The following is a 13,148-nucleotide window of genomic DNA, read 5'->3' as shown; positions in this document are numbered from 1 at the left end:
CGAAACGAGCGGAACGAGCGGAACGACCGAAACGGGCGAAGGGCCCCCTCGCCTGAGCGAGAGGGCCCTTCCTCTGTGCGCCGCCAGGGACTCGAACCCCGGACCCGCTGATTAAGAGTCAGCTGCTCTAACCAACTGAGCTAGCGGCGCAGGACTCCCGCCGTCCGCTTCCCGCGGTCGGCGACGACGAAAATACTACCTGGTCCCGGGAGGTGCTTTCGACCAGCTTTCAGATCGCCAGCGACAGCAGCACCGGCGCCGCGCTCCGGTTCAGCTCGTCCGCGGCCTCGCGCAGCCGGTGCGCGTGCTCGACGGGGAGCGACAGGGCCAGGCAGCCCACGGCGGAACCGGCGGTGATCGGGACGGCCGCGCAGACCGTGCCCACCGCGTACTCCTGGAGGTCGAGGACGGGCACGCTGGGCGGCTGGGACTCCAGCCGGGACAGCAGCAGCCTGTCGCTGGTGATGGTGCGCGAGGTCAGGCGGGCCATCCGGTGCCGGGCCAGGTGGTCGCGCCGGCCCGCGTGGTCCAGCTGGGTCAGCAGGCTCTTGCCGACCGCGGTGGCGTGCGCCGAGACACGGAAGTCCACCCACTCGTTCACCTTGGGCGTGGCCGGGCTGTCCGCGTACTGGGTGACGCTGACCTCGCCGTCGACGTACCGGCTGATGTAGACGGCGGCGCCCACCGAGTCGCGCAGCCGGTCCAGGGTGCGCTGGAGCTTGTCGCGCAGGGCCTGCTCGCGGCCGTGGGCCGAGCCGAGGCGGTCCAGCGCCTCCCCGCTCACGTACGCGCCGTCGGCGCTCTGCTCGACGTATCCCTCGCGGCGCAGCATGCGCAGGAGCGTGGTCAGCCGCTCCCGCTCGACGCCGCACTCGCGGGCGATCTCGGTGTCGGTGACACCGGAGGTGTGCCGCGTCACCGTCTCCAGGACGCGCAGGGCGTCCTGGGCCGAGTGGTGCGGCGCGGTCGGCTTGTGCTGCAGCGCCACGGTGGTCTCCCCCTGCGCTAGCTCGTAGGCCCCTGCCCCTGCCTGTGCCCCCGGTGCAGACAGCGGATGCCCTCCACGATAGCCGCCAAGAGGCCAGGCGTGAGGGGGTGTTGGCGGGATTTTCAGCGCCCCCAACTGCGACGCCGATCCGCTGGCATATGCCAGCGGAATGCCCCAACGTCCCGACCTCGGACGTTGGGGCAGTGACGCCGTGTGCTCACAGCACCGCGCTGAGGAACTCCCGCGTGCGGTCGTGCTCCGGCTCGCTGAAGATCTTCTCCGGCGGACCGGCCTCGATGACCCGGCCCGAGTCGAACATCAGGACCTGGTCCGAGATGTCCCGGGCGAAGTTCATCTCGTGGGTCACGCAGAGCATGGTGATGTCCGTGGTGCGGGCGATGTCCCGCAGCAGGTCGAGGACGCCCGCGACCAGCTCCGGGTCGAGCGCCGAGGTCACCTCGTCGAGCAGCAGCACCTTCGGCCGCATCGCCAGCGCCCGGGCGATCGCCACCCGCTGCTGCTGGCCGCCGGAGAGCTGGGCCGGGTGCGCGTCGCACTTGTCGGCCAGGCCCACCAGGTCCAGCAGGCCCTTGGCCCGCTCCACCGCCTCGTCCTTGGACATGCCGAGCACGGTGACCGGGGCCTCGGTGATGTTGCGCAGCACCGTCATGTTCGGGAACAGGTTGAACTGCTGGAAGACCATCCCGATCTGCTTGCGCACCTCCCGCCGCTCCTTCTCGGTCGCCGGGAACAGCTTCTGCCCGTCCACGGTGATCGTGCCCTCGTCGGGCTTGAGCAGCGTCATCAGCAGCCGCAGGATCGTCGTCTTGCCCGAACCGGACGGCCCGATCAGGGTGACGTGCTTGCCGGCGTCCACGGAGAAGTCCAGGTGGTCGAGGACGGTGTTGTCCCCGAACCGCTTGGTGACCTGCTCCAGGCGGATCAGCTCACCGCTGCTCTGCTCCGGGCTTTTCTCGGGGTTGGGAAGAGTGTCAGTGGACAAGGCGTCGCTCCAGGGCTCGCAGGGCAAGGGAGGCCAGGTAGGAGATGATGATGAAGGCCACACCGATCACCGTCAGGGGCTCGGTGAACTGGAAGTTCTGCTGCGAGAACAGCCGTGCCTCGCCGAGCATCTCCAGCACCGTGATCGCCATCAGCAGCGGCGTGTCCTTCAGCATGGAGATCACGTAGTTGCCGAGGGCGGGCACCACCCGGCGGATGGCCTGCGGCAGGATGACCGCCGTCCAGGTCTTCGCGAGCGGCAGGTTCAGCGCCGTCGCGGCCTCCCACTGGCCGACCGGCACGCCCTCGATGCCGGCCCGGTAGACCTGCATCGTGTACGTCGAGTAGTGCAGGCCGATGGCGACCACACCGGTGGTGAGCGCCGAGAAGGTGATGTTCCACTCGGGCAGCACGTAGAAGAGGAAGAACAGCTGCACCAGCAGCGGGGTGTTCCGGACGAACTCGGTGACCACCCCGACCGGCCAGGTCACCCAGCGGCTCGGCACCCGCATCAGCAGCGCCCACACCAGACCCAGGGCGAAGGAGACCAGCGAGCCGAGGACCAGGATCTGCAGGGTGACCAGCAGCCCGTCCCAGAAGTGCGGCATGAAGTCGGAGACCGCGCTCCAGTCCCATTTCACGACACACCACTTCCCTCAGGCACGCGCACGGCGGCCGCCTTCTTCTTCGGCGCCTTCCCGACGCCCGCCTTCAGCTTCTTCTCCAGGCCGCGCATCACCCGCGTGAGCAGGAACGCGATCACGAAGTAGATCAGCAGGATGTACGTGTAGATCTCCGCGCTCTCCTGGAGCGCGAGGCGCACGAGGTTGCCGCTGAAGGCCAGATCGCCCATGCCCATGATCGACACCAGGGCGGTGCCCTTGAGCAGCTCGATCAGCAGGTTGGAGAAGGGCGGGATCATCTCCGGCACCGCCTGCGGCAGCAGGATCAGCTTCATCCGCTGCCACGGCGTGAAGCTCAGGGCGATGCCGCCCTCCTTCTGCGCCGGGTCGACCGCGCCGAGCGCGCCGCGCACGATCTCGGAGCCGTACGCCCCGTAGGTCAGCCCGAGCGCCAGCGTGCCCGCCCACATCGGCACCAGCTGCCAGCCGAAGGCGGGGGGCAGCACGAAGAAGACCCAGAAGATCATCACCAGCGCGGAGGTGCCGCGGAACACCTCGGTGTAGAGGCCCGCGAGGAAGCGGACGATCCACAGCCGGTGGGTGCGCGCGATACCGGCCACGAAGGAGACGGCCGTCGCCAGCAACGAGCTGAAGAAGAGCAGCTGGATGGTGACCCAGACGCCCTGGAGTACGAGTTCCCACAGTCCCGAGGTCATCCGCCGCACAACTCCTTCGCGGTCAGATCGGTCATCTCGTTCTCGGTGAAACCGAAGGGCTTGAGGATGCGCAGCAGTTCGCCGCTCTCCTTGAGCTTCTGCAGCTCGACGTTGAAGGCGTCCCGCAGGTTGGTCTCGTCCGGGCGGAAGGCGAAACCGCCGCCGTCGACGTGCGGCTTGCCGTCGACGACCGGCGCGAAGGCCTCGGTCGCCTCCGCCTTGCTGGACTTCTTGACCACCTCGCGGACGGTCAGCGCCGTTCCCGCGAAGACGTCCACGCGCCCGGACTCGACGGCGTTGAGCCCGGCCACCTGGTCGGGGACGATCAGGATGTCGTCCTCCTTGTACCCGTGCTCCACCGCGTAGGCGATCTCGGCGTAGCCGGTGCCGGTCGCGAACTTGGCCTTCTTCTCGACGACGTCCTTGTAGTCGCGCAGCCCGAGCGGGTTGCCCTTGCGCACGATGTACGCGTCGAGCATCTGGTAGTCGGGGTCGGAGAAGATGACCTGCTGGCAGCGGTCGGCGTTGATGTACATCCCGGCCGCCACGACGTCGAACTGCTGCGACGCCAGCCCCGGGATGAGGGAGCCGAACTCCGTCGGCACCGGCTGCACCCGGTCCACTCCGAGCCGCTTGAAGATGACCTTCGCCAGCTCCGGCGCCTCGCCGGTCAGCTCACCGTTCTTGTCGATGTACCCGAAGGGGATCTCGCCCGCGATGCCGAGCCGGGCGACGCCCTGTGCCTTGAGCCGGTCGAGAAGGTCACCGCCTTCCACGTCGGACGCCGTGGCCACCCGCGAGCAGCCGGCGGCTCCCAGCGCGCCGAGCGCCGCGACCCCCGCGAGCAGCGACCGGCGAGAGGGCCCGGCTGTCCTGGACCTTTGGTCGGATATACCCCTTGGAGGGGTTCTGTGTGGTGGAGCCATGGGCGCGCAGCTACCCGAAGGTGGGCAGGTTATGCCGATCTTTTTCAGTCCGATACATCGGCACGGCGCCCTTGACCCCAGGGCCGCGGGGCACTGCCATGGAGGGCATGGCTGATCGCTACATCGAAGTCTCGCTGGTCAAGCGCGGAATCACGTGCACGGCCCAACTGCTCGACGACCGGGCCCCGATCACCTGCAAGGCCGTCTGGGACGCCCTCCCCCTCGGCAGCGACGTGTATCACGCCAAATACGCGCGCAACGAGATCTACGCCCTCTTCCCGCCCTTCGCGACATCCGAACCACCGCTGGAGAACCCGACGGTAACGCCCATTCCGGGCGATCTGTGCTATTTCGCCTTCGCGGGTGCCGAGTTGGGCACCAAGGCGTACGGCTACGACCGCGAGGTCCACGCCGGCACCACCCTCGTCGACCTCGCCCTCTTCTACGAGCGCAACAACCTGCTCCTCAACGGCGACGTCGGCTGGGTCCCCGGCATCGTCTGGGGCCGCGTGACCGAAGGCCTCGACGCGATGGCCGAGGCCTGCAACGACCTGTGGCGCACGGGAGCGGCGGGGGAGACCCTCAGCTTCCGCCGGGCGTAGCCGACGTCACGGAGAACCCCTCACCGCCGTACAGCGACTCGTACTCGACCTCGATGACGAGCCGCCGGTCGACCAGACCCCAGAACTCCTGGAGCCGGTCGGAATCGCTTGCGTCGGTTCCGGCCGACTCCAGGCGCACCAGAAACGTCTCCTGCCCCGCGAGCACGACGGAACCCGCCCGCAGGGAGTACGTCTTCGGCCACAGGCCGGGTGCGAAGACGGCCGGCTTGACCTCCCGGTTCCACTCCCCGGCCACCACCCCGTCCAGGAGCACCACGCTGCGCGTCACGACGGCCGGTCCCAGTCCGGCGTTGACGAGCTTCAGCCCGACGAGGTCGTCCTGCCGTATCCGCCGGATCTGCAGCAGGGGTCTGACCGACTGCCGGTTGTGCAGGCGGGTCGCCCTGGTCTGCGACCAGCTGACCCACAGCGATCCGAGCGCGACGACGGTGGCGGCGACGGCGATGACCGTCTCCGCGTTCATCCCGTCCTCCGGACGGTCATGAGGCGGCGCCCGCCTCGTACAGCGCGTGCGCAGCCCGCAGGACCAGGTCGTCGCGGTGGCGGGCCGCGACGACCTGCACGCCGACCGGCAGCCCGTCCCCGTCCGCCCCCACCGGCACGGTGGCCGCCGGCTGCTGGGTCAGGTTGAAGGGGTAGGTGAAGGGCGTCCACCCCGTCCAGCGCCGGTGCCCCGAGCCCTTCGGCACCTCGACGCCCGCCTCGAACGCCGTGATCGGCAGCGTCGGCGTCACCAGCAGGTCGTACTCCTCGTGGAAGCGGCCCATCCGCCGGCCCAGCTCCATCCGCACGTCCACCGCGGCCAGATACTCCAGCGCCGAATACCTCGCCCCCGCCCCGACGATCTCCCGCAGCCCCGGGTCGAGCAGCTCCCGCTGCCCCGCGCGCAGGTGCTGCACCACGCGCGCCGCCCCGCTGAACCACAGGGTGTGGAAGGCCTCCACCGGGTCCGTGAAGTCGGGGTCGGCCTCCGTCACGTACGCGCCCAGCTCCGCCAGCCGCTCCACCGCCCGCCGCACCGCGCCGGCCACCGCGGGACGCACCGCCACCTGCCCGCCCAGCGAGGGCGAGTACGCCACCCGCAGCCCGCGCACGCCGCCGGACAGGGCCTCGGTGTACGACCCGGGCGCGGGACCCAGCGCCGACCAGTCCCGGGCGTCCGGTGTGCCGATGACGTCCAGCATCAGCGCCGCGTCCGCCGCGTCCCGGGCCATCGGACCGACGTGCGCGAGGGTGCCGAAGGCGCTCGCCGGGTACAGCGGCACCCGGCCGTACGTCGGTTTCAGGCCGAAGACGCCGCAGAAGGACGCCGGGATGCGCACGCTGCCGCCGCCGTCCGTGCCCAGCGCCAGCGGCCCCGCCCCGAGCGCCACGGCCGCCGCCGCGCCCCCGCTGGAGCCGCCCGCCGTACGGGAGGGGTCGTGCGGGTTGCGGGTGACGCCGGACAGGGGCGAGTCGGTGACGCCCTTCCAGCCGTACTCGGGCGTCGTCGTCTTGCCGAGGAACACGGCGCCGTGCTCGCGCAGCCGGGCCACGGACGGCGCGTCCTCGTCCCAGGGCCCGTCCGGCGAGACGGCCCGGGAGCCGCGCAGCGTGGGCAGACCGCGCGTCAGCAGGATGTCCTTGACCGTGACCGGCACCCCGTCAAGCCGCCCGCACGGCTCCCCGCGGCGCCACCGCTCCTCCGCCCGCCGGGCCTGTTCGAGCGCCTCCTCGCCGGTCAGCAGGACGAAGGCGTTCACCTCCGGCTGGATCCGCTCGGCCCGCTCCATCGCCGCCCGCGTCACCTCCACGGGGCTGAAAACGCCCTTGCGGTACCCGTCGACGAGCTGGACCGCGGTCAGCTCCGTGAGGTCGGTCATGCACCCTCCCGCGTTTCTTGGGACGTCGTGTCGTCGGTGTCGTCAGTGTCCGGGCACGTATCCGCGCTTCTTGTCGACCACGTTGGCCAGCGGCTCGCCCGCCGCCCAGCTCTCGAACAACTCCACGAACTGCGCGCCCAGTTCGTCCCGCCAGCCGATCGTGTCCCCGCTCATGTGCGGCGAGACGATCAGCTCCGGCACCTCCCACAGCGCGCTGTCCGGCGCGAGGGGCTCGTGGTTCAGCACGTCCAGGGCGGCGCCCGCGATCCCGTGCCTGGTCAGCGCCTCGGCGAGAGCGTCCTCGACGACCAGCTGACCCCGCCCCACGTTCACGAACCGGGCGGAGGGCGGCATCAGCCCGAACCGCCGGGCGTCGAACATGCCGCGCGTGTCGTCGGTCAGCGGGGCCGCCGCGACCACCCAGTCGGCGCGGGCCAGCAGCCGGTCGAGATCGCCGGTCCCGTGCACCCCGGCGCGGGCGGTGCGGCCGACCAGCGCGGTGGTGATGCCGAGCGCCTCGAGGGTCCGCGCGATCGCCCGCCCGATCGGCCCGGAACCCACCACGCAGGCGCGAGTTCCGGCCACCCGCATCGACTCGCGGTGGCGCCAGGTCCGCTCGCCCTGCAACCGCAGCGTCGTGGGCAGGTCCTTGGCCATCGCCAGCACGAGCGCGGCGACGTACTCGGCGATCGGCTGGTCGAAGACACCGCGCGCGTTGGTCACCACCGTGTCCGACTCGGCCAGCTCCGGGCACATCAGATGGTCCACCCCGGCGCTCGCCGTGTGCACCCAGCGCGGCCGCGGGCCGTCCCCGGGCCACGCCTTCCGTACGGCGTGCGAGGTGAAGTCCCACACGAGCAGGACGTCGGCGTGCGGCAGCCGCTCGGCGAGGGTCGACTCGTCGGCGTGCTCGACGCGGGCCCGGCCGGTCAGCCGGCCCAGTCGGGGGAGCGGCTCGGCGTCCAGAACGAGCAGCGCGGGCGCGGGCGTGGGCGTGGTCATCGGCGGGCCTGTCTCCCGTATGGGGGCGCGGGTGCGGTTCAGGTGTTGACGGGGAAGTTAACCGGCTGTTGACCTGGGAGTGACGCGGGCGGATTGACCACGCTCGCACCGCAACCTACCTTCGTCAACACGGCCGTGCGTAACGGTGCGTTGCCCTCTCCTTCCTCAGTGTGAGGCCGGTGCGTGCCATGGACATCTCCTTTCTCGGCGGACCAGCTCCGCAACGCGGGGTCGGCGTGGTCGCCCCGTTCGACTTCGCACTCGATCGTGAGCTCTGGCGATGGGTGCCCGACGACGTGTCGCTGCACATGACACGGACCCCGTTCGTGCCCGTCGAGGTCAGTCTGGACCTCGCCCGGCTGGTCAGCGAGCACGAGACACTCGGCGAGGCCGTGCGCACCCTCAACGCCATCGCGCCCGAGGTCGTCGCCTACGCCTGCACCTCCGGCAGCTTCGTCGGCGGCATCGCCGGTGAACGCGCCATGTGCGAGGCGATGACCTGGGCGGGCGCGGTCCCGTCCGTCACCACCTCCGGCGCGCTGCTGGACGCGCTGGCCGAGCTGGGCGTACGCCGGGTCGCGCTGGTGACGCCGTACACCGTCTCCGTGACCCGGGCGCTGGAGGCGTACGTCGCCGAGGCCGGCGTCACGGTCACCGGCTGCGCCTTCATGGGGCTGACCCGGCACATCTGGAAGGTGCCGTACCGCGACGTGGCCGACATGGCACGCCAGGCCGTCCCGGCCCAGGGGGCGGCGGACGCCCTGTTCATCTCCTGCACCAACCTCCCCACCTACGACGTCATCCCGCAGCTGGAGGCCGAGCTGCGGATCCCGGTGATCTCGGCCAACCAAGTGACGATGTGGGCGGCACTGCGCCGACTGGGTACCCCTGCGGTGGGGCCGTACCAGGCGCTGACGGATCCGTCCGCGCGCATCGGCCCCGCGGCGGCGGGTCCGGCCGGTCCCGCCGTGGTGGGTCCCGTCGGCCCCGCGGTGGCGGGCCCGGTCGGTCCCCCGTTGGCGGACATGCCGGGCGTCGGCGACGCCCCGGACACGGAACAGCAGCAGGAAGGGTGGACATGACAGCACTGGGATTCCTGTACCCGGGCCACTCCGGCGAGGACGACTATCCACGCATCGAGCAGCTCCTGGGCAGCGACATCCGGGTGGACCTGGTGCACACGGACATCGGCGAGGACGCGCACCGGGTGGACGCCCTGCGCGAGATGGGCTCGCCGCACCGGCTCGCGGCGGGCGTGGCGGAGCTGCGGCTCGCCGGCGCCGACGCCGTGGTGTGGGCCTGCACCAGTGGCAGCTTCGTGCACGGCTGGGAGGGCGCGCAGGAGCAGGTGCGCGCCCTGGCCCAGGCGGCGGGTCTGCCGGCCTCCTCCACCTCCTTCGCCTTCGTGCACGCGGCGAAGGAGATCGGGGCGCGGCGGGTCTCGATCGGGGCGACCTACCCGGACGACGTGGCGCGGCTCTTCGCGGAGTTCCTCGACGCCGCCGGCATCGAGGTGGTCGACGTGGTCAGCTCCGGCATCATCACGGCGGCGGAGGTCGGCACCTGGACCGAGGAGGAGGTGCTGGCGCTGGCCCGCGCCGCCGACCGCCCCGAGGCCGAGGCGGTGCTCCTGCCGGACACGGCCCTGCGCACGGCGGCCCACATCCCCGCCATGGAGAAGGAGCTGGGCAAGCCGGTCCTCACCGCGAACCAGGTCACCATCTGGGAGGGCCTGCGTCTGGCGGACCGCCGGGTCAACGCGCCGGAGCTGGGCGCGCTCTTCACGCGGGAGCCGGTGGTGCAGGCCTGAGCGAGAGCCGTACACGGAAGAACCCCGGTCCCGCATCAGCGGGGCCGGGGTTCTCGTCGAGCGCTGGGCAGGCCTTGCACCTGCATTTCCCCACGGGAAGTGGGGCGTCTTTCCTTGGACCACCAACGCACTGCCTGCTGCCGGGGGTTGGCCCCCGTGATCAGGCAAGATGATCGTACCGCAGCTCCGCCCGGGGTGCACATCGGCCTCGCGGCGTGGCGGGGGAGGGTGTCCGGCGGGCCGGCCCGTTGTTCATGTAGGCAGACGCTGATCCATATTCTGAACGTGCTGGAAGTTGTCTGAACTCTTGTCAGGTCCCAGAGTGACCCCTATTCTCACGCCGAGAAAGCGCTTTCCCGCCATGTTGTATTGACATGATCACGACATGGCCTTCGTTCCGGCATGTGAAGGCGAATGGGGAGACCGAGGATGAGACGACCAGTCGCGCTGCGACTCCAAGCGGCGCTGGGCACGCTGGCCCTCGCGGCCGCGGCCGGTGTGGTGCTGGCGATGCCCGAGGCGGCGGCGGCGGCCGGCGGCGCCACCGGCTATGCCACCCAGAACGGCGGCACGACCGGCGGCGCGGGCGGGCAGACCGTACGGGCCACCACCGGCACCGCGATCCACCAGGCCCTGTGCGGCCGGGCCGGCAGCAGCACCCCGATCACCATCGAGGTCGAGGGCACCATCAACCACGGCAACACCAGCAAGGTGTCGGGCGACAGCTGCAACACCGCGGCCGACAAGATCGAGATCAAGCAGGTCAGCAACATCACGATCGTCGGGGTCGGAAACGGTGCCGTCTTCGATCAACTGGGCATCCACATCCGGGAGTCCAGCAACATCATCATCCAGAACGTGACCGTCCGGAACGTCAAGAAGTCCGGCTCGCCCACCTCCAACGGCGGCGACGCCATCGGCATGGAGAGCGACGTCCGCAACGTCTGGGTCGACCACTCCACCCTGGAGGCCTCGGGCGGGGAGTCGGAGGGCTACGACGGCCTCTTCGACATGAAGGACAACACCCAGTACGTGACCCTGTCCTACAGCGTGCTGCGCAACTCCGGCCGCGGCGGGCTGATCGGGTCCAGCGAGAGCGACGTGTCGAACGGCTACGTCACCTTCCACCACAACAAGTACGAGAACATCGACTCCCGCGCACCCCTGCTGCGCGGCGGCACGGCCCACATGTACAACAACCACTACGTGGGCCTGGTCAAGTCCGGGATCAACTCCCGGGCGGGCGCCAAGGCCAAGGTCGACAACAACTACTTCGAGGACTCCAAGGACGTCCTCGGCACCTTCTACACCGACGCGGCCGGCTCCTGGCAGGTCAGCGGCAACATCTTCGACAACGTGACCTGGTCCGAGCCCGGCGAGGACAACAACCCGGCCGGCCCCGACCCGCAGTCCAACACCACGGTGTCCATCCCGTACTCCTACAGCCTCGACGACGCCTCCTGCGTGCCCTCCGTCGTGAGCGCCACGGCCGGCGCGAACAAGGGTCTGAAGGTGTCGGACGGCAGCTGCACGCCGCAGAACCCGGACCCGACCGACCCCACCGACCCGGACCCGACGGACCCGACCGATCCGACGGACCCCACCGACCCGGATCCGACCGACCCGCCGAGCGGGACCAACCTCAGCGTCGGGGCCGGCTCCGACGGCTCGTCCAAGGCGAGCGGCACCAGCTACGGCAACGTGCGCGACGGTGACCTGAGCACCTACTGGTCACCGGCCGGTTCGACCGGCTCCATCTCCGTCAAGTGGTCCTCCGCCACCACCGTCTCCAAGATCAACATCCGGGAGGCGGCGGGCTCGGAGGGCACCATCGGGTCCTACCGCGTCGTCAACCACGACACCGGCGCCGTCCTGGCCTCCGGCAGCGGAGCGGGCGTGATCGGCTTCTCCCCGATCTCGCTGGAGAAGATCACCTTCGAGATCACCGGCGCCTCGGGCACCCCGAAGGTCGCCGAATTCGAGACCTACGCCGGCTAGCGAGCCGCGCGAGACCGCCCGAGGGGCGGGGTGTGTCCGGTCCGCGTCACCGGGCACACCCCGCCCTCTTGCACGGGCGCGGGACAATGGACGGTGGCCCACTCCACCGGGGTGCCCCCGTGCGCGGGGAGGGCCGTCGTGACGTACGAGGAGGAGAAGACATGGCGGAGCCCACGCCGGGTCGGAACGAACCGCGGCTACGCCCCGCGCCCCTGCTCTTCGAGCCGGCGGAGGCGGCCGCCGATCCGGAACACTTCTTCGACCTCGAGGCGATCGACGACCCCCGGGCGCTGCTGGAGCGGGCCACCGAACTGACGCAGGCGTTCCGCGCGGCGGCGGACCGGGCGGTGGAGTTCCAGGCGATGGCGGCGGCGCAGCTCGCCGACCCGCGCCGGTTCGACCGGCTGACGGCCGCCGACATCGCCGAACGGGCCGAGTGGACCGAGGACTACGCCAAGAAGATGGTGGAGTTCGGACGGGACCTGATGCGCGGCGGCGAGGGCGCCCGGGGGCACGCCGACCCGGTCTGACCGGAGGTTCGGTCGGCGGTCCGATGGCGGTCAGACAGCGGTCAGACGGCGGACAGACGGCGGTCAGGCGGCGGTCAGGCGGCGGTTCGGCGGAGGTTCGGAGGCGGTCCGACGGCGGTCCGACGGAGTTCGGAGGCGGTCCGGGGGTGTTCCGGGGGTGCACCGGGGGTGCACCGACGGCGGTTCGGCGGAGGTTCGGCCGGTGATCCGGTCCGCGGGTCGGCCGAGTAGCCCGGCCGCATATGCCAGGCGGCTGGGCAAGATACTCCCTTCCCCGCCGCCCTGTCCCGGTTTCCGGCAACCCAGCGGAGCGGGTTCCTCACGCCCGGTAGATGTATGCGACATGAGCAGCACACGCAACGCCGCGCCCCATGTCTCGGACGTCACCTCGGACGGCGCCTCCTGGCTGGCCTCGGCGGGCGCGTATCCGCGCAGCACGCTCGCGCTCTGGGAGGAGCGGCCCGAGGCCCCCGTCGTCCTGCCCTGCGGCTCGGCCTTCGACGTGGTGAGCGCCCCCGCGATCTTCGGGCGCCGGATGCTGGACCGGATGTGGGACGACGGCCCGGGTTCGGGCCCGGTGGCGGAGTTCCGGGGCCGGATGCTGCTGTTCGCCGCGCCTGGCACCGCCCAGCGGCTGCCGTCGCTGCTGGAGTGGGAGGAGTGGGGCGCCCGCGGCCGGGAGGGCGGCCGTACCGGCGCGGTGCCGCCCCTGCTGTGCCACGGCGCCGGCGACGCCGTGACCGTACCGGCCCCCGCGGGCACGCATCCGCGTTCCGCGTCCCGCTGGCTGGTGGCTCCGGACACCCGCCAGCCCTGGCTTCCGGGCCCGGAAATCCTGCTCTGGGCGGCCGTCCGGGCGGCCCGCTCCGCGGTGCGGATTTCGATTTTTCCTCCCGCCGACCAGGATGCTAAGGTCTACGACGTCAGCAGGCGCCGCTAGCTCAGTTGGTTAGAGCAGCTGACTCTTAATCAGCGGGTCCGGGGTTCGAGTCCCTGGCGGCGCACGTTGGCGATGGCGAGGCGTGTTCGCGGAAAGCGCGAACCACCTCGCCATCGTTGTTTTTGCGC

At 70.9% G+C, this 13,148-nt stretch carries 14 protein-coding genes and 2 tRNA genes; 7 read left to right on the top strand and 9 right to left on the bottom strand.

Going from position 1 to position 13,148, the window contains the following annotated elements:
• Positions 1–76: 76 nt before the first annotated feature.
• The 6 genes from ACGH7X_RS14555 to ehuB form a co-directional block, all read right to left on the bottom strand.
• A tRNA-Lys gene (locus tag ACGH7X_RS14555) sits at positions 77–150 on the bottom strand.
• 79 nt (positions 151–229) lie between these two features.
• Positions 230–988: an IclR family transcriptional regulator gene (locus ACGH7X_RS14550; protein ID WP_399885396.1), complete on the bottom strand. Its 759-nt coding sequence runs from the start codon at positions 986–988 to the stop codon at positions 230–232.
• A gap of 217 nt (positions 989–1,205) precedes the next feature.
• Positions 1,206–1,991, bottom strand: coding sequence for an ectoine/hydroxyectoine ABC transporter ATP-binding protein EhuA (gene ehuA / locus ACGH7X_RS14545; protein WP_399885393.1), 786 nt, complete (start codon positions 1,989–1,991; stop codon positions 1,206–1,208).
• On the bottom strand, positions 1,981–2,631 hold the full coding sequence (ehuD, locus tag ACGH7X_RS14540; protein WP_399885391.1) for an ectoine/hydroxyectoine ABC transporter permease subunit EhuD: 651 nt from the start codon (positions 2,629–2,631) through the stop codon (positions 1,981–1,983). The genes ehuA and ehuD overlap by 11 nt, the downstream gene beginning before the upstream one ends.
• Positions 2,628–3,329, bottom strand: coding sequence for an ectoine/hydroxyectoine ABC transporter permease subunit EhuC (ehuC, locus tag ACGH7X_RS14535; protein WP_399885389.1), 702 nt, complete (start codon positions 3,327–3,329; stop codon positions 2,628–2,630). The genes ehuD and ehuC overlap by 4 nt, the downstream gene beginning before the upstream one ends.
• A complete protein-coding gene (ehuB, locus tag ACGH7X_RS14530; protein WP_399885386.1) occupies positions 3,326–4,255 on the bottom strand; it encodes an ectoine/hydroxyectoine ABC transporter substrate-binding protein EhuB in 930 nt (309 codons plus the stop codon). The genes ehuC and ehuB overlap by 4 nt, the downstream gene beginning before the upstream one ends.
• A 107-nt stretch (positions 4,256–4,362) precedes the next feature.
• Between ehuB and ACGH7X_RS14525 the strand changes: the two genes are divergently transcribed.
• A complete protein-coding gene (locus ACGH7X_RS14525) occupies positions 4,363–4,857 on the top strand; it encodes a DUF3830 family protein (protein ID WP_399885384.1) in 495 nt (164 codons plus the stop codon).
• On the opposite strand, the gene ACGH7X_RS14520 is transcribed toward ACGH7X_RS14525, so the two are convergent.
• The 3 genes from ACGH7X_RS14520 to ACGH7X_RS14510 are packed head-to-tail and all read right to left on the bottom strand — an operon-like array spanning position 4,838 to position 7,742.
• Complete coding sequence (locus ACGH7X_RS14520) at positions 4,838–5,341, bottom strand: hypothetical protein (protein ID WP_399885382.1); 504 nt, start codon at positions 5,339–5,341, stop codon at positions 4,838–4,840. The two genes, ACGH7X_RS14525 and ACGH7X_RS14520, sit on opposite strands and share 20 nt — an antisense overlap.
• 16 nt (positions 5,342–5,357) lie before the next feature.
• A complete protein-coding gene (locus ACGH7X_RS14515; protein WP_399885380.1) occupies positions 5,358–6,740 on the bottom strand; it encodes an amidase in 1,383 nt (460 codons plus the stop codon).
• Positions 6,741–6,782: 42 nt separating this feature from the next.
• Complete coding sequence (locus ACGH7X_RS14510) at positions 6,783–7,742, bottom strand: D-2-hydroxyacid dehydrogenase (protein WP_399885378.1); 960 nt, start codon at positions 7,740–7,742, stop codon at positions 6,783–6,785.
• A 188-nt stretch (positions 7,743–7,930) separates the two neighbouring features.
• On the opposite strand from ACGH7X_RS14510, the gene ACGH7X_RS14505 reads away from it, so the two are divergent.
• The 6 genes from ACGH7X_RS14505 (at position 7,931) to ACGH7X_RS14480 (ending at position 13,084) form a co-directional block, all read left to right on the top strand.
• Complete coding sequence (locus tag ACGH7X_RS14505) at positions 7,931–8,824, top strand: decarboxylase (protein ID WP_399885376.1); 894 nt, start codon at positions 7,931–7,933, stop codon at positions 8,822–8,824.
• Positions 8,821–9,552, top strand: coding sequence for an aspartate/glutamate racemase family protein (locus ACGH7X_RS14500; protein WP_399885374.1), 732 nt, complete (start codon positions 8,821–8,823; stop codon positions 9,550–9,552). Before ACGH7X_RS14505 ends, ACGH7X_RS14500 begins: the two co-directional genes overlap by 4 nt.
• 429 nt (positions 9,553–9,981) lie before the next feature.
• Positions 9,982–11,550 (top strand): polysaccharide lyase family 1 protein, encoded by a 1,569-nt coding sequence (locus ACGH7X_RS14495; RefSeq protein ID WP_399885372.1) that lies wholly within the window; start codon positions 9,982–9,984, stop codon positions 11,548–11,550.
• 161 nt (positions 11,551–11,711) lie between these two features.
• A complete protein-coding gene (locus tag ACGH7X_RS14490) occupies positions 11,712–12,080 on the top strand; it encodes a hypothetical protein (protein ID WP_399885370.1) in 369 nt (122 codons plus the stop codon).
• A 343-nt stretch (positions 12,081–12,423) separates the two neighbouring features.
• Complete coding sequence (locus ACGH7X_RS14485; RefSeq protein WP_399885368.1) at positions 12,424–13,020, top strand: bifunctional DNA primase/polymerase; 597 nt, start codon at positions 12,424–12,426, stop codon at positions 13,018–13,020.
• A tRNA-Lys gene (locus ACGH7X_RS14480) sits at positions 13,011–13,084 on the top strand. The genes ACGH7X_RS14485 and ACGH7X_RS14480 overlap by 10 nt, the downstream gene beginning before the upstream one ends.
• The last annotated feature ends 64 nt before the right edge of the window (positions 13,085–13,148 follow it).

Origin of the sequence: Streptomyces sp. BBFR51, assembly GCF_044591655.1 — a bacterium.
Lineage (GTDB): Bacteria > Actinomycetota > Actinomycetes > Streptomycetales > Streptomycetaceae > Streptomyces.
Note: the sequence above shows the minus strand (reverse complement) of the source record. Positions and strands in the feature narration are given on the sequence as shown.